General features: G+C 73.6%; 12 protein-coding genes. 5 read left to right on the forward strand and 7 right to left on the reverse strand.

The window, feature by feature from the left end; translation table 11 throughout:
* Window positions 1–17: 17 nt before the first annotated feature.
* Together ACILSK_RS04170 and ACILSK_RS04175 are read right to left on the reverse strand one after the other, a co-directional pair.
* Entirely contained in the window at window positions 18–377 is a 360-nt protein-coding gene (locus tag ACILSK_RS04170) for an MmcQ/YjbR family DNA-binding protein (RefSeq protein ID WP_395725869.1), read from the reverse strand.
* Between the two features lie 194 nt (window positions 378–571).
* Entirely contained in the window at window positions 572–1,399 is an 828-nt protein-coding gene (locus ACILSK_RS04175; RefSeq protein WP_395725870.1) for an LLM class flavin-dependent oxidoreductase, read from the reverse strand.
* A 195-nt stretch (window positions 1,400–1,594) separates the two neighbouring features.
* Between ACILSK_RS04175 and ACILSK_RS04180 the strand changes: the two genes are divergently transcribed.
* On the forward strand, window positions 1,595–4,051 hold the full coding sequence (locus tag ACILSK_RS04180; protein ID WP_395725871.1) for a bifunctional lysylphosphatidylglycerol flippase/synthetase MprF: 2,457 nt from the start codon (window positions 1,595–1,597) through the stop codon (window positions 4,049–4,051).
* 18 nt (window positions 4,052–4,069) lie between these two features.
* On the opposite strand, the gene ACILSK_RS04185 is transcribed toward ACILSK_RS04180, so the two are convergent.
* Window positions 4,070–4,333, reverse strand: a complete 264-nt coding sequence (locus ACILSK_RS04185; protein WP_395725872.1) for a hypothetical protein — start codon at window positions 4,331–4,333, stop codon at window positions 4,070–4,072.
* A 26-nt stretch (window positions 4,334–4,359) separates the two neighbouring features.
* On the opposite strand from ACILSK_RS04185, the gene ACILSK_RS04190 reads away from it, so the two are divergent.
* Window positions 4,360–4,950, forward strand: a complete 591-nt coding sequence (locus tag ACILSK_RS04190; protein ID WP_395725873.1) for a CGNR zinc finger domain-containing protein — start codon at window positions 4,360–4,362, stop codon at window positions 4,948–4,950.
* Between the two features lie 73 nt (window positions 4,951–5,023).
* Here the strand turns inward: ACILSK_RS04190 and ACILSK_RS04195 are convergent, their stop codons facing one another.
* The 4 genes from ACILSK_RS04195 to ACILSK_RS04210 form a co-directional block, all read right to left on the reverse strand.
* On the reverse strand, window positions 5,024–7,336 hold the full coding sequence (locus ACILSK_RS04195; protein WP_395725874.1) for a DUF3488 and DUF4129 domain-containing transglutaminase family protein: 2,313 nt from the start codon (window positions 7,334–7,336) through the stop codon (window positions 5,024–5,026).
* On the reverse strand, window positions 7,333–8,580 hold the full coding sequence (locus ACILSK_RS04200) for a DUF58 domain-containing protein (protein WP_395725875.1): 1,248 nt from the start codon (window positions 8,578–8,580) through the stop codon (window positions 7,333–7,335). Before ACILSK_RS04200 ends, ACILSK_RS04195 begins: the two co-directional genes overlap by 4 nt.
* Before the next feature lie 62 nt (window positions 8,581–8,642).
* Window positions 8,643–9,644: an AAA family ATPase gene (locus ACILSK_RS04205; RefSeq protein WP_395725876.1), complete on the reverse strand. Its 1,002-nt coding sequence runs from the start codon at window positions 9,642–9,644 to the stop codon at window positions 8,643–8,645.
* Between the two features lie 11 nt (window positions 9,645–9,655).
* Window positions 9,656–15,859 (reverse strand): Ig-like domain-containing protein, encoded by a 6,204-nt coding sequence (locus tag ACILSK_RS04210; RefSeq protein ID WP_395725877.1) that lies wholly within the window; start codon window positions 15,857–15,859, stop codon window positions 9,656–9,658.
* 400 nt (window positions 15,860–16,259) lie between these two features.
* Here ACILSK_RS04210 and ACILSK_RS04215 point away from each other — a divergent pair, with 400 nt between their 5' ends.
* The 3 genes from ACILSK_RS04215 (at window position 16,260) to ACILSK_RS04225 (ending at window position 19,129) form a co-directional block, all read left to right on the forward strand.
* A complete protein-coding gene (locus ACILSK_RS04215; protein WP_395725878.1) occupies window positions 16,260–17,750 on the forward strand; it encodes a hypothetical protein in 1,491 nt (496 codons plus the stop codon).
* 80 nt (window positions 17,751–17,830) lie between these two features.
* The gene (locus tag ACILSK_RS04220) at window positions 17,831–18,046 is read left to right on the forward strand and encodes a PspC domain-containing protein (RefSeq protein WP_395725879.1); all 216 of its coding nucleotides are present in this window, start codon (window positions 17,831–17,833) and stop codon (window positions 18,044–18,046) included.
* Window positions 18,047–18,244: 198 nt separating this feature from the next.
* Window positions 18,245–19,129: a D-hexose-6-phosphate mutarotase gene (locus tag ACILSK_RS04225; RefSeq protein WP_395725880.1), complete on the forward strand. Its 885-nt coding sequence runs from the start codon at window positions 18,245–18,247 to the stop codon at window positions 19,127–19,129.
* Window positions 19,130–19,177: the final 48 nt, after the last annotated feature.

The raw sequence follows: 19,177 nt of genomic DNA on the forward strand, positions 1-19,177 counted from the left end.
ACGCCCGGCAGGATCCGTCAGCCCGGCCCGCCGGGGTGCGCGAGGTCGTAGGCCCGCGAGAGCTTCTTCGGCACCACCAGGCGCCAGGCGTCGACGACGAGTTCGCGCGCCTCGCGTGGGTCCAGCGCCGCCAGATTGGCGTGGACCCAGTTGAAGCGCAGGTCGGACGCGGAGGGCAGGGCGAACGTGTGCGGCTCGCTGGCGACCAGCGCAGTCCGCTCGTCCCGGGGGAACGCGAACCCCATCACGCGCTCGTCGAGTGAGAACGCCACGTAGACGATCGACCCCACCCGGAACTTCAGCCGGTCCCGCACCCAGACCTCATACGACCGCTCCAGCTCACGGCCCAGCGATCGGACATCCTCGACCACCGCCATAATTGCCCCTTTCCCGGTCGGGTGTACCGGGTTGACCGCGCCACGGGCAGCCGTTCATCGCTGCGTCTCCAGGGATCGGGACTTCACCGGAACAAGCGAGATCCGGCCACACCCGACCCCGGACCTGGGCGGGCCGACGCCGGACCGCGCACTGCCTCCGCGGCATGTCGCCACGAAAGCTGCGCGCTACCGCCCTACCGCCCGGCCAGTTCGGCCACCAGTGGGGCGAACGCGTCCGCCGCGTTGGCGCCGAACACGACGTAGGAGACGCCGGTTTCTTCCCGACGCCGGCGCAGCTCGTCGGCGGCCGCGGCCGGGTCGGGCGGGAGGCAGGCGAGGGAATCGGCCGCGCGCAACGCGGAGGTATCCGTCTCCGGCGGGGCCATGAACGCCGAGACGGAGTCCCCGACCACCGGGATGTGCATGGAGAGCTCGACGTCACGGGTGGCCCGGAAGTCCAGCATTCGCTGCACCACGGTGACCCGCGGCTCGTCCGGCGCCATCGCGAAGGTGACGGTGTCCGCGATCTCAGCCGCCAGCGCCCGAGCCTTCGGCCCGATCACCGCCATCGCCACCGGCGTGCGAACTCGCTCGCCGTCGAGCTCGCGCAGCGCCAGGACGGTGTCGCGCACCTGGTCCAGCCGCCGCCCCGGCGTCGGCGCGGGCAGCCCCCGTTCCCGGAGCTCGTCCTCGATGCCGGGCCGGCCGACCCCGATGCCCATCTCGAAGCGACCCTCCGTCAGCACCGTCAGCGAATGCGCTTCCCACGCGGCGAGCCACGGCGCCCGCAGCGGTGCGGCGTAGACCCAGGTGCCCACCCGCACGTCGGCGATCGTCGCCGCGACGGCGAGCGCCGGACCGGGCGACGGCTGCAACCGCGGGAAGTCGGGCATCAACACCGTCGAATAGCCGTGACCCGCGATGCGGCGCACCCGTTCACGCCAGGTCGGCAGGTCCGGCATGAACGGGGCCACGATGCCGAAGCGAAACGGTCGCGGCCGGCCGGCCGCCGAATCGATCATGTGCTCTCCCACCGTCAGGGGCCCGACCTCGTCCGGGCCGCTACCTCTACGACGAACGGGGCCGACCAGATCCGACACGTCCGTCGGGCCGGGAAACCCGCTGCCGTCCACTGCAAGATCCTCTGAGTGCGACTCACTCGCCCGGGCGCGCACAGGTCGGCGCGGGCGCGACGTCGGCAGGATAGCGTTCCGTGCATGGCTTCCGACGGCGGCAGTGCGCCGAACGAGACCGGCGCCCCCGCGGCTCCGACGACATCCGACGCTCCGACGACATCCGACGTCACTCCGGGGAATGACGTCCCGTCGGGGGTGGCCGTCGCGCCGTCGGCGAAGCAGGCGGCCCCGGCACCGGCACCGGCACCGGCACCGGCACCGGCACCGGCACCGAATCAGGCAATCTCGTCGCCGGCCACCCGGGCGGCGACGACCACCCGGGCGGCAACGACTGCGGCGACCAAGAATCCCGCGACCAAGAATCCGGCGGCCCAGGGCGCGACCAAGCCGGCGGCCCAAGGCGCGACCAGGCCGGCCGCCCAGGGCGCGACCGAGCCGGCCGCCGAGCCACGGCCGACCCCGACCTGGCTGCGGCTACTCAAGCGGCTTCCGTTCACCTCCGCCTACGTCGTCATCACGCTCGTCCTGGCGATCGTCTTCGGCACGCTCTGGACCTCGATCGAGGACAAGTCGTTCTACGGGGACGTCGCCTTCGGGCTGCCCGCCTTCCAGGACGGCCGGTGGCTCACCCTCATCTGGGGCATGTTCTTCGCCCTCGATCCGTTCTTCTACGTCTACGTGGCCGGCGCGTTCGCGATCATCACCGGCTTCTCCGAATGGCGCCTGGGCACGGCCCGGACCGTCGTCATCTGCGTGGCCTATCAGTGGGGTGCGGTACTGCTCACCGCACTGTTCTTCCTCACCTTCAAGGGCACCGGCTGGGAGTGGGTGCAACAGCGGGCCACCGAGACCGACGTGGGTTTCTCCGCCGGCATGCTGGCCGCGGCGAGCGTGGCCAGTGCCACCGTGCGCCCCCCATGGCGGCTGCGGATGCGGCTGGCCATCTGGGGATACGTGCTGTTCTCGGTGTTGTTCGTCGGCCAGATGGCCGACGCCGAGCACTTCGTCGCCGTCGTGCTGAGCATGCCGTTCTCCACCCGGCTCGCCGGACCGACCGCGTTACGCGCCCGGGCCTTGCCCACCCGGCACGAGCTGCGCCTGCTGGCCGCGATCGGCGCGCTGGTCATCACCGTGCTGACCCTGCTGGCCAATTTCCTGCCCGACCGGCTCACCCCGTTCGGCCAGACCGACGACGCCCCCGAGACCTGGTGGGTGCTCATCATCGAGGTGGCGCTGTTCCTGCTGGTGGCCAACGGGCTGCGCCGCGGCTACCGCTGGGCCTGGTGGGTGACCGTCGTCCTGTGCAGCCTGATCGTGGTGTTCGCGATCCTGGTCGCCCTGATCGCGGTCCTGCTGGCCCTGGATCCGGACGCGGGCGACCTGGACATCGACAACGGCCTGCCGGAGTTCTTCGCCCAGTCGTTGCTCTACCTGGTGTACCTGGTCCTGCTGATCGGCGGCCGGGGCGCGTTCCGGGTGCCCCGGCGCAGCAAGCGCCGGCTGGCCTCCGGCACGTCGCACGCCGACACCGCCAAGGAGCTGCTGCGCCGCTGGGGCGGCGACACGATCTCCTGGATGACCACCTGGCCGGAGAACCGGCACATGATCACCGCCGACGGGCAGGGCTACCTGGCGTTCCGCAAGCATGCCGGGGTGGCCGTCGCGCTGGGCGACCCGGTCGGCCCGCCCGGCTCGACGGCCGGAATCATCGATGACTTCGTGGCGATGTGCGACAAGGCGGCGCTGGTGCCCTACATCTTCAGTTGTGGCCGGGACACCGTCGGGGCCACCACCGCCCTCGGCTGGTCGGCGGCGCAGGTCGCCGAGGACAACCTGATCGATCTGCCGACCCTGGAGTTCAAGGGCAAGAAGTGGCAGGACATCCGGACGGCATTGAACAAGGCGCCCAAGGAGGGCGTGACGTTCCGCATGGTCACCCTGGCCGACGAACCGTGGTCGATGGTGCGGCAGGTCGAGGAACTGTCCCAGCAGTGGCTCGGCGACAAGGAACTGCCCGAGATGGGCTTCACGTTGGGTGGCGTCACCGAGGCGCTGGACCGCGAGGTGAAGGTCGGCCTGGCCGTCGGCGCGGACGGCAAACTGCACGGCGTGACGTCCTGGATGCCGGTGTACGGGCCGGGCGGGCACGTGCGGGGCTGGACGCTGGACCTGATGCGGCGCGCGGACGGCTCGTTCCGGGCGACCATGGAGTTCCTGATCGCCTCGTCGTGCCAGTGGTTCAAGGCCGACGGAGCCGATTTCGTGTCGCTGTCCGGCGCCCCGCTGGCCCGTTCGGCGGCGGACACCGACGGTGAGTCCCCGGTGGAGAAGTTCCTGGACACCCTGGGCGAACAACTGGAGCCGGTGTACGGCTTCCGGTCGCTGCACGCGTTCAAGGGCAAGTTCCAGCCGCGGTTCGAGCCGATGTACATGACGTTCCGGGACGAGGGCGACCTGCCCCGGATCGGCATCGCGATCACCCGCGCCTACCTGCCCACCGCCGGCCTGCGGGACATGATCTCCGTCGTCAAGCAGTAGCCGGCCCCGGTTCGCCGATCATTCCCGCGCCGAACCGGACAGCACCCACCCGCCGGCCCGGCTTCGATCGGCGCCGGGGGGCGGCACCGCCACGCTGAGCGCGGCCGGCGGTTGCTCCGGGTGCGGCTGCAGGTCGACCCGGCGGGTGCCGCAGCCGGCGCAGTGCACGTACCGCAGCAGGCCGAGCGATGTCCGGTGGGCCGACTCGGTCTCCCACGCGTGCTCGTGCGCCCGCGCGGAGCAGCAATCCCGGAGGGTCAGGGTTTGGTCGTCGATGCTCATGACGACCACCATGCTGTAATGGTCTTGTGCATCTCAACCCTTACGGCGAGTACGCGGTGCTGCTCGCGGCCTCGCTGGTCAACGACTGGCCGGCCGACCGGGCCGGGATCGTCGCCCGGACCCGCGAGTTCGGCATGACCATGGACTTCCGCACCGAAGCAGGCGACCACGCGCGGACCCGCCGGGTGCTGGACGAGTGGTTGCCCGTCGTGGATGCCGACGGCCCGAAGCGGCGCGCCGAACTGCTCAACGCGCAGATGGCCGCCGTCGCCGCCTATCCGCGGCTGACCGACCACGACGACGAGGGCTGGCACCTGCACTACCGCGACGACGACCGACCCTTGCCGGACGTGCTGGCCGCGGTCATCAGCGTCGGCACCGCGCTGCACCTGACCACCCGCGGCATGCACCGCCTCGGGCGCTGCGCGGCCGGGGAGTTCGCCGGCGATCCGTGCACGGCGGTGGTCGTCGACGTCACCCGCAACGGGCGCCAGCGCTACTGCTCGGTGCGCTGTGCCAACCGGGCCGCCGTCCGCCGGCACCGGTCGCGGGCCGCCAGATCCTCGCCCACGGTCACCGATTCCCGCGGAACTTCGGACGGTCTGGGGCCGGCGTAGTTTCCGCAGACCGCCTCGCTCCGGCCCCGCAGACCCCCCGCAGACCGCCCCGCCCCGCTCCGGCCCGCCTGAATCAGCGCTTCCGGCGCCGCAGGGACGCCAGGGACAGCCGCGCCCGCCAGCGCCGCCAGAAGCCCAGCCCGCCCAACAGCTCGGCACTGCGGTCGTCCACCTCCCGCCAGTAGCGGCGGGCCCGGTCGTCATCGATGGGGGTAGGTGAGAACTGGGCCGCGTCGGCGGCCGGAGCGAGCCAGTCCAGCTGCAGCACGCCGGCGCCGGCCAGCTCGCGGGCGACCTCGGACCGGGTCTGCCAGGGCACCGGCCGGTACCCGGCGTCCGTCGCGGTGTCCACCAGCTCCAGCCACCCGCCGGTGATCCGATCGGCCGGCCGGGCCGCGGCCAGCCGGCGCCGGCGGCGCCGGGCCTTGATCGCCAGGATGGCCAGGATCGGCGCTGCGACCAGGGCGACCACCAGCAGGGTCCACCCCAGCATCGCCACCACCAGCGCGGGCATGAACGAGTCGCCGGGCGCCGCCTCGGGCGGCGGCGCATCTTCCGGATGCTGGTCGGCCGACTCGTTGTCCACCGTGTCCGGCGGCACCTGGGGCAGCGCCGGCGGCACCTCGACGGCCACCTCCCGGCGCTCGGTCTGCGCCCGTTCCTGGGTGTCGGTGACCGGCTTGTCCGCCGGCGGGGTCGGGTCGAACGGCACCCAGCCGAAGCCCTCGAACGGCACCTCCACCCACGCGGTGAGGTCGCTGCCGCGCAGCTCGGTGGCCCCGCCGGCCGGCGCGGACGGGGCGAAGCCGACCACCACCCGCGCGGGGATGCCGATCGACCGGACCATCAGGGCCATCAGCGCGGCGTACTGCTCCTGGTCGCCGATCATCGGACCCGTCCCGACCATCGAGGTCAACCGGTCCAGGCCGTGCCCGGCCGGCGAGACGGGTTCGCCGGTCGCGCCGTGGCTGAAGAAGCCGTCCGCCACCAGACCGGCGCGGATCGCCTCCACCCGCTGCCCTGGTGTCGTGGCCCCGGCGATGTAGCGATCCGTGGCCGATCGCACCAGGTCCGGCACCGCCGGTCCGGGCGGCATCGCGACCGCCTGCGGGCGCGCCGCGGCCAGCACGTCCGGGGCGTACTGGGCCGGGACCGCGGCGACCACGTCGTAGCCGTCCCCGGTCTGCCAGCCACCGGGCATCAGGCCCGTCGTTGCGGTCGCGGAATACCGCAGGTCGGCGCTCAGCTCGTCGGTCCGGGCGCCGGTGAAGCGGAGATCGACGACCGGGCCCGGCAACGGCAGGAACGGGCCCCGGTAGCCGGCCACCCGCACCGTGACGGGTACCTGGGCGGTGTTCGCCGGGGCCGGCCGCTCCGGCCCGATCCGGACGAACGGTCCGCTCAGGTCGCTGATCCGGAACTGTCGCCCGTCGTAGTCGTCAAGCGCGGCCAGCCGCAGCCGGGCCCCGGTCGGCAACCCCTGCACGACGAGCTGCACGTCGTCGGCCCGGTCCTTGGTATAGCTGCGGAACAGGGCGAGCGGGCTGTCGAAGACGGTCGGATCGATCGGCGCCTGGACCACCGCGCGCAGCGCCGCGCGGTCGGTCGACCCATCGAGCGCCACCGCGGCACTCGCACCGGCGGCGACCGCGAGGATCGTGCCGGCGACGACGGCGCGGCGCAGGCCCAGCACGCCGTCGGCGCCGGACACCCGATCCTGGGCGAGCTGGCCGGCGGCCAGTCGTTCGGCCCGCCGAGCGCGGCGGCCCCCGATCCACACCACCCAGCTCAGGCCGGCCACCAGCAGGCCCGTGCCGACCAGGACGACCGTCCCGGGGTTCACGGCGATGTCCCCGAACAGGGCGAAAACGACGGCGGCGGCCGCCGGCCCCACCAGCGCGACCGCGGGATGGCGGGTGCCGACCAGCACCCCGGCCACGGTCGCCGCCACAGCCGCGATGAGCAGGGGCGGCACGAGCAGGGCGCCGGAGACACCCGTCGGGGTGGCCACGGTCAGCAGGTCCCGCCATCCGTCGAGCGACCCGCGACCGAGCGTGGCCACGGCCTCGCTCGCGGGCAACACACCGAGCACCCGGTCCTGCGGGGCGACGACGACCGCGCCCAGCACCACCACCCCGAGCGGGATCACCGGAACGGCGAGCCAGCCGGGCAACGACCACCGCTGCAGGACGGCGAAGACCGCGGCCGGCACGGCGGCGCCCACGGCCGCCGCCACCACCGGCGCCGCCGACCCGTACGCCGGCACCAGCAGCAACGAGCCGAGCACCACCAGCCCGGCCAGCACGGCGAGATCGGCGGCGCGCCACCAGCGGCCCGTGCCCGCCACGCTGCGGGCCCGGCGCGGCCCGCGGACCCGCCCGCTCATGCCGTCGCCCCGCGCAGCACCAGCGGCAGCTGGGCGACGTCCTCGACGGTCGCGACCGCGCCGCCGGCCAGCCGGCCGAGCACCGCCGGATGCGGCGAATCCGGCACCCGCGCCCGCACCGCGAGCACGGTCGCTCCCGGCGGCCGCAACCGTGCGGCGGCCCGCAGCCGCGCTGCGTCGACCGTCGACCCGAACACCAGCACCAGCAGGGACGCCCGCGGATGCCGGCGGGCCATCCGCCGGGTCATGGCCAGCAGGTCGGACATGCCCGGCACCGGGTGGACCGGGCTGAACTGGTCGAGCACCCCGTCGGCGCTCGCACCGCGGACCGACGACCCGGCGGCGTCGACCACGACGTCACGACGGCGGCGCACCAGTTCGGCGACGATCGACGCGGCGCAGCTGACGGCGATCTCGAACTCCGCACAGGTGTCCGGGTCGGCGGCCCCGGGCGGGTCGGCCCGGAAGTCGTCCGGATTGCCGGCCAGCACCACGGCGACCAGCGACCGCTGGGTCTGCAGGAACTCCCGGACCTGCAGGGTGCCGCTGCGGGCGGTCGCCTTCCAGTGGATGAAACGCCGGTCGTCGCCCGGCACGTACTCGCGCAGGGTATGGAAGGACAGGTCGCTGGCGGTCCGGACGGTCGACTCCTCGCCCTCCAGGTCGCGGGTCTGACCGGGCAACGCGTCGGGCAACCGGACGGTCCGCGGATGCACGAACACCTGCTCACGGACCGGCCACTGGACGACCCGGCGGATCAGCCCGAACACATCGCCCCGGACCGCGCGAGCCGGCCCCAGCTCGACGACGGCGCGCCGGTGGGTGGGCAGCGGGATCGCGACCGGGTGGGTGGCCCCACCGGGCAGCGACGGCACCCGGACCTGGGCCGGCAGGCCGTCGACATCCAACTCCAACCGCAGCGGCAACATGCGCCGGGCGGACACGTTGCGAACGCCGACCCGGACGACGGCCGGCTCGCCGACCACGAACCGGGTCCGGGCCAGGTCGAGGTCGATCGCCACCGGCGACCGGCCCAGCGCCATCGCCACCGCGACGAGCAGCACCACGGACAGCCCGGCCGCCAGGCCGATCCATTCCCGCCAGCCCGTCGCCGCGCCGAGGACGGCGGCCGCCACCGCCACCGCGGCGGCCACCCGGCCCCGCCGGGTCACCGCGCGCCAGGCCCCGACCAGGTGCCGGCCGGCGTCGGCGCCGCGACCCGGCGCCGGGTCCGCCCCGCCCACCCCGGGGAGGCTCCGATCGTCCGGCGGGGCCGGAAGGTCCCCAGGCAGCGGGGTTGCTCGGGTCATCCCGCCCCCCGCGGCGGCGCAACGGCGTGCAGGACCTCGGTCACCACGGCGGCCGCGGTGAGCCCGCCGTACTCGGCCTCCGGGTCGATGGAGATGCGATGGGCGAGCACCGGCTCGGCGAGCGCCTTGACGTCGTCCGGGACCACGAAGTGCCGGCCCCGGGACGCAGCCAACGTGCGGGAGGTGCGCAGCAGCGCGATCGCGCCGCGCTGCGAGACGCCCAGCGTCACCCCGTCGGCGACCCGGGATGCCTGCACCAGCTGGGTGATGTACCGCAGGATCGAGGTGTCGACGTAGACCCGGGACGCCTGGTCGACCAGATCGCCGACGGCCGCCGGGTTCAGCATCGGCCGCACGGCGGGCCGGTCCGCGCGGGTGCCGACCGCGGCCAGGATCGCCACCGCGGCATCCTCGTCGGGGTGGCCGACCGAGGTGCGGATCTGGAACCGGTCCAGCTGCGCCTCGGGCAGCCGGTAGGTGCCGGCCTGTTCGATCGGGTTCTGGGTGCCGATCACCATGAACGGCGCGCCGACCGGTCGGGTCACCCCATCGACGGTCACCGCCGACTCCTCCATCACCTCGAGCAGGGCCGACTGGGTCTTCGGGGAGGCCCGGTTGATCTCGTCGGCCAGCACGATAGAGGCGAACACCGGCCCGGGATGGAACACGAACGCGCCGACGGACTGGTCCCAGATCGTCACGCCGGTCACGTCCGACGGCAGCAGGTCGGGCGTGAACTGGATCCGGGCACTGGTCCCGTTGACCGTGGTCGCGAGCGCCTTGGCCAATGTCGTCTTGCCGGTGCCGGGAACGTCCTCCAACAGCAGGTGCCCCTCGGACAGCAGACAGATGAGAGCGAGCCGGATGGCGTCCGGCTTGCCGACCAGAACCTCGCCGATGGCCCCCACAACGGCATCGAACAGGCCGGCGAACTGGCTGGCGTCGGTCGCCTCCAGCACCGGCGGCTCGGGGGGTCCGGACACTTGTACTGCCTGCACGCGGGTTCCTTCTAACATGTCGGAATTTTCGAGTCAGGGTTGAGGAACACCGGCTTGCGGTACCAGTTGCGATCCTTGTCCTGATACCACACGTTCACCTGCTTGGGGCTGGTCACCGGGTTGCCCGCGGGGAATTCGGGATACCCCGGGCCCGCCTGCACGCAGAGCAGGTCGGCCGGGTTCGGCGCTTCCACCCAGGTGCCCGGCGAACAGGTGGCCTGGGTGCGCCACTCGCCCCCGTACGGAGCGGGCACCGCGCAGGTGCCGGTCAGCGGGGTGAGCGCCTGGGTGGCGATGGTGAACAGGTTCGCGGTCGACCCGGTGGCGGTCGCGTCCTTGCATTCCTGGGTCGCGCCCGAGCCCACGCAGTACCGCACGGTGGCGGTGACCTTCGTGCCGTAGCCCAGGTCGTCGCGCCATGGGGCGGTCGCCGGTGCGATGTCGGCGCCGTTGATCGTCACCGTCTGGGACACGACGTCGCGCCCATTGCCACCGGGGAAGGTCCAGTCGACCTGGACGGTGCTGCCCCACTTGTCGGGCAGCGTCACGGTGACCTTCGGCGCGCTCAACGGACCGGCCGGTGTTCCCGACCCGGCCGCACTGGCCGGGCCGCACCGCACCTCGTCGGCAAACCCGGACTCACCGTTGCAGGCCCGTACCTCGACCTGGTACGTGGTGCCGTTGGCCAGGGACGGGATCGTGGTCGACGTCGCCGGACCGACGCCGCGCCAGGTTCCGCCGTCCACCCGGTACTGGTAGTCGGCGACCGGCCGGCCGGGCGAGTCGGCCGGGTTCCAGGTGGCGGCCAGGGACGAGTCGCCGCCGGTCACCGCGAGGCCGGTCACCTGTGCGGGTCGGCCGAACGGGGCGACCGTGCCGGTGGCCGGCGGCCCCTCGCCGCGGCCGTTGCGGGCCGTCACCGAGACCGTCACCGGGTCGTTGCCGTCGAGCGGCACGAACGCCGACCGCCCGTTGCCGTCCCCGGACCCGGCGTCGGCCCCGTTCACCGTGAGCCGGTACGACGCGACGGGCTCGCCACCGTCGTCGCCCGGCGGTCCCCAGGTGACCTGCACGCCCCGGCGACCGGGGTCGTAGACGAACTGGGTGGACAGGTCGGACGGGGCCGACGGCACGCCGGAGGGCACCATGGCCTCGCTCGGGGCCGACCAGTCGGAAAATCCCTGCTGGTTCGCGGCCCGCACCTGGAACCGGTAGCTGCCGGACGAGTCGAGGCCGGTCAGCACCGCCGGGCTGGTGGCGGGGTCGATCACCTGCACCACGTCGTTCCCCCGCAGCACCTGCAACGACATGACCGACACCGGGGTGAAGTCGCCGGTCGGCGTCGAGAAGCTGACGGAGATCTGGCCGCGGGCGACGTACTGGGCCACCGGGGCCGCCGGAACCGTGGGGGCGACGTCCGGAATGATCACCGCGGACGGCGCGGACGGCGCGGACTCGCCGACCGAGTTGGTCGCGCTCACCACGAAGACGTACGCCTGGCCGGGGGTCAGCCCGCCGATCACACAGGAGCTGTCCGAACCCGGGCAGGCCTGGCGGATCCCGCCACCGGACACCGTGTAGTTCTGCACGGGCGCCCCGTTGGCGTCGGCCGGTTCCCATTGCAGCTGCACGCTGCGGGCGGTCACCGTGCCGGGCACGGCGGCCGGCACCCCGGGGGCGCTCGGCCGGTCCTGGATCTGCACCCGCAGCGTCGCGGTGACCTGGCGGTCGGGATCCTTCGTGCCGTCCAGCACGTCCGCCGCCACCGCGATCTCGCCGACGAAACCGGCGGCCGGGGTGAGCGAGACGGTGCCGCCCGACACGGTCGGCCCGGAGCCGATACCCGCGGCGCCGTCGAGCACTCGAACCCCGGTGACGGTCAGCCCGAGACCGACCGGATCGTCGCTGCCCGTGAGCATGTCGACGGACACCGGCGCGCCCCCACGCCCCTGCCCGACCTGCTGGTCGACCACGGTGGGCAGCGGCTTGGTCGAACCGGTCACCGTCACGGTGAGCGTGCCCCGGCCGTTCTTGCCGTCGCCGTCGGTGACGTCCATCGGCAGGTCCACCCGGGTGCCCCGGGGCACGTCGGCCGCGGCGGTGACGGTGACGGCGCCGCCCCGGACCGCGGTGGTCACCCCGGACCCACCCGGGTCGACTCCCCAGCTGACGCTGCTCGCCTGCCGGTCGTCATGGGTGGTGGTCAGCGCGGCGAGGTCGACGGTGACGGAGGTGCCGGCCTCCACCGGCACCGTCGTCGAGTCGAGTTTCGGCGGCGGGATCAGCCGCGGCTCGATCCGCACCGGGATGCCCAGGACCACCGGTGGCCCGGTGCCGGCGGTGATCGGCACGTACACCGCGGCCGAGCCACCGGCGGTGGACGGCGCGGACAGCGTCAGCGTGGTGGCCGAGGTGCGCACCACGGTGCCCTGGGTGGCCCGGAGCGGCGGGTCCGACGCGATCGTCACCGGGTCCTGACCGGCGCCGCCGACCGTCACGTAGTCGCCGATCGTCACGTCCACGCTCAGTCCGGCGTCCAGCGCGATGGGCCCGACGCCGGCCCGCAACTGGGGTCCCACCAGCTGGGCGCGCGGTGGCACCACGATGAACGCGCCGGCCTGTCCGCCGTTGGCGTCGGCCACCCGGTAGGCGACGATCTGCCGGACCGGCGACATGGTCACCCGGATGGTGCGTCCGTCGACCAGGCTGGCGTTCCCCGCGGACAGCGGGTCGACCGACACGGCCAGCCGGTCGGACCGTCCGCTCCGGTTGGTCACCGACCCCCGCAGGTCGACGTCGACGGTGTCGGTGTCGGCGGTGAGGTCGGCGGGTTGGACGAACACGTCCTTGGCGATGGGGTCGGGCATCGGTGCGTCCGGGGACACGGTCACCCGCACGGTTCCGGTGGCGGTCAACCCCTTGGTGTTGACCACGGTGTAGCGCAGCGTGCCAACGGTCGGCTCGACGGGTGCGGTGAGGATGAAGCTCTGCTCCTCGACCTGGACGTCCAGACCGTCGGTGACGGTGTACGCCGGGTCGGCCAGTCGCACGGGCTGCCCACCCGGGTCGACCACCGCGGCCAGCGGGTCGATCCGGATGCTGCCCCCGGGCCGGACCGAGGCGGCCAGATCCGGCGCGACCGGCGGCCGGGCCGCGTCGGACGGCGCGACGACGAGGACGGTGAGCTCGCCGGTCACCGTGCCCCCGCTCGGATCGGCCGCCACGTAGCGGATCCGGTCGACCCCGGGCGTGGCGAACGCGGTGTAGGACAGCGTGTCGGCACCGGTCACCCGGACATCGCCGAGCGGGGCCTCGGGTTGCTCGATCGAGCGCAGGGTGACCCAGTCGCCGTCCGGATCGATCCCGGCCAGCGGCACCGACACGCTGATGGCGCTGCCGGCAAAGACCCGCGCGGTCGCCGGTGGCGGGGAATCGGGGGGTCGGTTGCGCGAGGGGTCGGCGGCCGTCACGGTGATCGTGACCGTGCCGGCCGCCTGGGCCGGCGCCAGCGCGGTCCCCGTTCCGGACGACGCCGTGTAGCCGAAGGAGAGCTGGCCCGGCGCGGAGTCCGCGGGGGCCAGGTACCGGATCGAGTCGGCGGTGACGAACACCGGCCCGGGCAGCGCGCCCAGCTGCGTCGGGTCGACCTTCACACTGACCGGGGAACCGTCCTGGCTGGTGGTGAACGCCGCGATCGGGATGGTGACCGCGTCGCCCGCACGCACCGTCGCCTGCGCCGGGTCGGCGAGCGGCGGCGGCGCCACCCGCGGCGCCGGCACCGGCACCACCCGGATCAGACCGGTCGGTGTGGTGGCCCCGTCGAACACCGTGTACGTCAGCTCCACCGGCTGGCGCAGCGGCCGGGTCGCGCTGATCCGCACCAGCCGCAGGTCGACGACGGCCGCCGCCAGGGTTGTCCCGGCCGTCTCCTGCACCTCGCGGACCGCCAACCCGCGCCCCCCCGGATCACTGTCGTTGGCGGTGGGATCGAGCACCGTTTCGCCTCCGGCCGGCAGGTACGCGATGTCCAGCATCGGCACCGCGGAGGCCTCGCCGGCGGACCCTGGGTCGCCGGCGACGTCGACCCGCAGGACGCCGGTGGTGCCGCGCCCTCCGGCATTGGCCTCGAAGGTGAAGTAGAAGCTGCCCGGCTCGGTGGCGCTCACCGACACCGAACCGGTCCGCCGGTCCAGCACGGCGGTGGTCGACTCACTGCCCGGCTCGGGCTGGACGGCGTCGATCACGACGGGGTCGGACGATCCGCTGACCACACTGCGGCGAAGGTTCACCACCGCCGGGGTGCCCGGCACGGTGCGACCGTAGGCCGGGTAGATGACCGGCGCACTGGAGCCGGTCGGCACGACCGACACGGTGAGCGTCCCGGTGGCCTGCTCGACGCCGTCGGAGACGACGAACTCGACCGGCACATCGCTACCGGACCCGCCACCGGTATTGCGGTAGGAGATGGTCCCGTCCGGCCGGAAGGACACCACGTCGGCGGTGTCGGTGGCGGCGGAGATGAGAAAGAGGTCATCTCCGGCCGGCGAAACCATGTCGTCCAGCACGTTGTACGACACGGTGCCGTCGACCTCGGCGGTGGCCGCCGACCGGCGGACCCGTTCCGCCGGGGTGGTCACCGCGGCGGGCACCACGCCGACGGTGACCCGGGCGGTGGCGGTCCCGCCGCGCCCGTTGCCCACCGTGTACTCGAGTCCGGGCACCGTCGTGGCGGTCGGGCTGACCGTGATCTGGATCGCCGACCCGTTCCCGACCACGGCGACCGTGCCGACCTCGGGCGGCAGCGGGCTGACCGACTCGATGACCACGCTGGTGCAGTCGATGCCGGGGTCGTTGTCCAGCACCCGGAGCACGGTGGCCCGGCCCGCGCGCACGCCGAACTCGTCGTCGACCGCCTGCGGCTCGCCGACCGGCACCGCGGTGCAGTCCGGCGGCAGCTGGGGCAGGTCATCGGAGCTGGTCGGGTCCTCGACCGTGGTGGTCTGGTCCGCCGGGCCATCGGGGGGAGCGACGTCCGCCCAGTTGTCCACCGGTCGGAATCCGTCGCTGGCGATCCAGGACCGGCCCGAGGTGGTGTCGGTGAGGACCACCGCGTCGCCCCGGGCCTGCATGGTCAGGGTCGGGTCGGCCGACGCACCGGTGAGGCTGACCGGGGCGGCGGCCGTACCGTCCGCGCAGCCGGCCACGCCGGTGATCGTCGACCCGGATACCCAGGCGGCGTACCGACAACCGGCTTCGGTGACGGGCGGCACCGGACGGCCCGCCGCCGCGTCGAGGGACCGGACCGTCCCGTCGGCCAGGTCGACCGCCTGGAGTCCGGTCGAGGATGCGATCAGCACCTCCGCGGCGGCCGGGCCGGAATCCTGCAGGACCGCGTCCGCCGGCAGCGTCACGGAGAGCCGGCGACCCTCCACCCGGAGCGACCGGTCGGCCCGGTCGAGCACGACCGGCGAGTCACCGACGGTAGTGAGCTGGATGTCGCCGATGCGGCCGGACGTCGAGGTACCCGCCGGGTTGCCGGTCACCGGGTTGCCGAGCGACAGCGGCCCGTCGGCGAGGGGGATGGCGGCCGGCGTGGTCGATGGTCCGGGGCCGGGATCGACCCGGACGATCTCCGACGAGCCCGGCCGGGTGGCGAACACCGTTCCCGAGGTGCTGACGGCGACGACCGGCCGGGTGCCGATGGTGGCCACCGGCGACGCGGACCGGGCATCGACCGAGGACAGGTCCGGGCTGGGCCCGCCCCCGGAGGTCGTGCCCACCCACAGGCTGCCGTCGGCCCGATCGGCCACCGCGATCGTCCCCGAACGCAGCACGATCACCGGGTCGTCGGGGACCCCGACCCGGGCGCCGAAGGTCACCGTCGCGGTATCCAGCAGTTGGATCTCGTCCTTGCCCGAGTCGACCACCAGCACCGGATCGGCCGGGTCGCCGGCCGGGTCCTGGATCACCGTCGACGCGCCGCGCAGCGCCGTGGCCGAATCGAGCTCGCCGATGCCGGTGTTGACCCGACCCACCAGGAGCCGGGCGTCGTTGACCACCCACACCGACCGGTCCACCGGTTGGGGTGGCACCTGCGCAAATCCTGGTCGCTGCCAGGCCAGGACCGCGCCCGCGACAAGCAGCAGCGAACACGCCACGGCCACGGCGGCGACGACCGGGTGCCGGCGACCGGGCAGCCGCAAGCGATCACCCACCGTTCGCCTCCCGGATCCCCGTCGCATGCCGCCAATCGAAGCCCTGCCGATCCGCGAAACCCGGCGACCGCCCGGCTCACATGATGCCATCCAAACGGGTCTACGTCATCACCGCCTGCCACCGGACCGACGATCAGACGGTCAAGATGTCTCGTTCTGACGACCGGAGGCCGCATGCCGTTGATCCAACGGCGCACGACGCCCGACCGATCGTCACGTGGCGTAGCGGTGATGATCAACCCTTGCGTTCGACGAAATTATCCCCGACCGCTGGTCCCCCGGACAGGGATGTGGACAACTTCCCACCCGCTGCCGAGCGATTCCGGACTGCTTTCCACGGGCCCGGCCGTGCAAGGCTGGCCCGGTGATCCAACGTCCCTGCCGTGTCCGGCGGCTCCCCGTGGCGATCGTGGCGGGCGCGCTGCTGGTCGGCGCGGCCGCCGGATGCACCTCAACGCTGGACCGGCCGACGTTGCCGTCGGCGGGGGCCACCGATCTGCGGGCCGGGACGACCGCGACGACCACCGCGGTGTCCATCACTCCCGTCACGCCCGACGGTCTGCTCGCCGGCCCCGGCGTCACCGACGGCGCGATCAGCCTGGGCGTGCTGGCCGAGCCCGGCCGGGACCGCGGCTTCACCGACGGCGTCCGGCTCTGGCAGCGGTCGGTCAACACGACCGGCGGCCTGTGCGGGCGGACCATCGAGCTCCGGGTGAACGGAGCCGACGGGATCCCGGACGACCCCGCCGCGGCCTATGCCGCCGTCGGCACCTCCGTGCTCGGCCTGCTGACTCCGCCGTTCGGGACGACGACCGGGACGGCGTCCACGGGGTCGACCGTGGCCTCCGGGGCCGGCACCCCGACCGGCACCTCGCCGGAGACCTCGTCCGCCGGCGCGCCGTCGGGCCCGGCGGCGGGTTCGGGCGGAACCGCATCCGGCGCGGACGATTCGGCATCCGGCTCCGACACCGCGGCATCGGGCTCGGCGGCCGTGTCGGCGGCCGTCTCGACCGGACCCGGCCCGACCGGGGCCGGCGCCGCGAACGACGGCGACGCGATCCTGGCCGCCTCGATCGCGGCCGACCAGATTCCCGCGGTCACCCCGAGCGGCACATCCGCCCGACTCGGGCCGACCCGACCGATCGTGGCCGGGGCGACCGCGGACATCCTCGCCATCAACGGCCTGGAATACCTGCTGCGGACCGGGACACTGCACACGGGGGACGTCGTCGGTGTGCTGCCCGACGGATCGGCCACCGCGCAGAACGCGCTGCGCGGTGCCCGATGGTGGGCGCAGCAGAACGGTCTCGACCTGAACCTGCGTGATCCGGGCGCCGACCCGGAGTCGTGGCCGCCGGCGAGTGTCGTGCTGGCGCCGGTCGGACCGGCCACCGTGGCCACGCTGGTCACCCGCGATCCGGGGACGCCCGTGCTGACCCTGGCCGACGGGTTCGACCCGGGCTCGTGGCCCGCGGACGCCGTCACCGGGGCCGCCGGCCGCGTCTACGTCACAACCCCGGCGCCGGCCTACGGATCGGACTACCCGGCCGCCGTCGCGGTCTCGTCGATGGCCGCGGCCGGCGGATCGACCGATCCCGGCGTCCGGACGCTCGACGGCTACGCCACCGGGACCACCTGGGGCCGGCTGATCGGCGAAGCCTGCGCCGACCGGTCGCTCACCCGGACCGGGATCTGGACCGCGGCGGGCACCGTGGGGCCCGCCCAGCCGACGTCCCTGTTCGGCGCATCCGATCCCGGCCTGGTGGTGCAGTCGGCCCTCCCGGCCACCCGGGTGTCCTCGATCTCCGTGGCCGACGCCGCCGCACCAGCGGGCCTGCGCTCGCTCACCGCACTGGAATCGGCGCCGGGCATCGACGAGTACCGACCCTGATCGGACTCGGGGGTGGGGCCGGGTCCGATCCGGGGTGCGTCCCCGATCCGTTTCGTCGGCGGGCGGCGAAGACTCGTGGCATGACCACACCGGAACGTCCCTATCGCCGCCTGACCCTGTCCACCTCCGACAAGATGATCGGCGGGGTCTGCGGCGGCATCGCCGCCTACTTCAACGTCGACCCGACGCTGATCCGCCTGATCGCCGTCGTGCTCGCCCTCCTCGGCGGCGGCGGCGTCCTCGCCTACCTGCTCGCCTGGATCGTCATTCCCAAGCCCGGCCCGGCGGCCTCCTGACCGCGCGGATCAACTTCGCCGGCGCGGATGAACTCACCCCGAATGTGAACCGTGGGACACAAGTCGACGATTTCATCCGCGCGGCGATCCACCCCGGGCCGGCCGCAGCGAGCACCCGCACCGCACCGCACCGCACCGCACCGGGCAGAGCAGAGGTCTCGCCCGCGCCGGTCGCCCGACGCCGGTAGCCTGCCGACCATGACGGTGCCCTCCTCCGACCAGACCCTGCCCGACGGCGTGTGGGTCACCACCGGCCGCGGTGGCCTGCCCGTCGTGCGGGTCGACGTACCGGCCTGCACCGGCGAGGTCTACCTGCACGGCGCACACGTCACGTCCTGGCGGCCGTTGGGCGCGGAGGTGCTCTGGGTCAGCGAAGCCGCCGTCTACCAGCCGGGCAAGGCGATCCGCGGCGGCGTGCCGATCTGCTTCCCCTGGTTCGCCGATGGTCCCGGCGGCACTTCCACGCCGGCGCACGGGTTCGCCCGCACCACCGAATGGGGCCTCGTCGGCGCCACCACCGACGGCCAATGGGTCGAGGTGATCCTCGCGCTCAGCGACTCGCCGGCCACCCGCGAGCTCTGGCCGCACTCGTTCACCTGCGACTACCGGGTGCGGATGGGCGAGAACGAACTCGCGTTGCTGCTCACCGTCACCAACACCGGGGACGAACCGTTCCTCTACGAGGAAGCGCTGCACACCTACTTCGGGGTCACCGACATCCGCTCCACCCAGGTCGACGGCCTGGTGGGGGCGAGCTACCTGGACATGGTGCCGGGCGCCGATCGCGGTCCGCACGTGCTCGACGGACCGATCACCTTCGCCGGCGAGGTCGACCGCACGTTCCAGGGCACCGGCGCCACCGCGGTGATCCGCGACGGCGACCGCGCCGTGACCATCGCCCGGGACGGATCGGACAGCGCGATCGTCTGGAATCCCTGGATCGACAAGGCCGCGGCCATGGGTGACTTCGGTGACGACGAGTGGAGCGGCATGGTCTGCGTGGAGACGGCCAACGCCAAGGCCGACGCGCTCACGCTGGAGCCCGGCGCCCAGCACACGATGACCGCCTACATCTCCGTCTGACCCGACCGGCCCGCCAACGAGGGCCCACCTCCCGGGCCGGGCCGACAA

This window comes from Nakamurella sp., assembly GCF_044224575.1.
Taxonomy (GTDB): Bacteria; Actinomycetota; Actinomycetes; order Mycobacteriales; family Nakamurellaceae; genus Nakamurella.

What these genes read in the sequence shown, in the direction of transcription:
- ACILSK_RS04170 (WP_395725869.1), bottom strand. Translation starts at nt 377, where the DNA reads ATGGCGGTGGTCGAGGATGTCCGATCGCTGGGCCGTGAGCTGGAGCGG.
- ACILSK_RS04175 (WP_395725870.1), bottom strand. Translation starts at nt 1,399, where the DNA reads ATGATCGATTCGGCGGCCGGCCGGCCGCGACCGTTTCGCTTCGGCATC.
- ACILSK_RS04180 (WP_395725871.1), top strand. Translation starts at nt 1,595, where the DNA reads ATGGCTTCCGACGGCGGCAGTGCGCCGAACGAGACCGGCGCCCCCGCG.
- ACILSK_RS04185 (WP_395725872.1), bottom strand. Translation starts at nt 4,333, where the DNA reads ATGAGCATCGACGACCAAACCCTGACCCTCCGGGATTGCTGCTCCGCG.
- ACILSK_RS04195 (WP_395725874.1), bottom strand. Translation starts at nt 7,336, where the DNA reads ATGAGCGGGCGGGTCCGCGGGCCGCGCCGGGCCCGCAGCGTGGCGGGC.
- ACILSK_RS04220 (WP_395725879.1), top strand. Translation starts at nt 17,831, where the DNA reads ATGACCACACCGGAACGTCCCTATCGCCGCCTGACCCTGTCCACCTCC.
- ACILSK_RS04225 (WP_395725880.1), top strand. Translation starts at nt 18,245, where the DNA reads ATGACGGTGCCCTCCTCCGACCAGACCCTGCCCGACGGCGTGTGGGTC.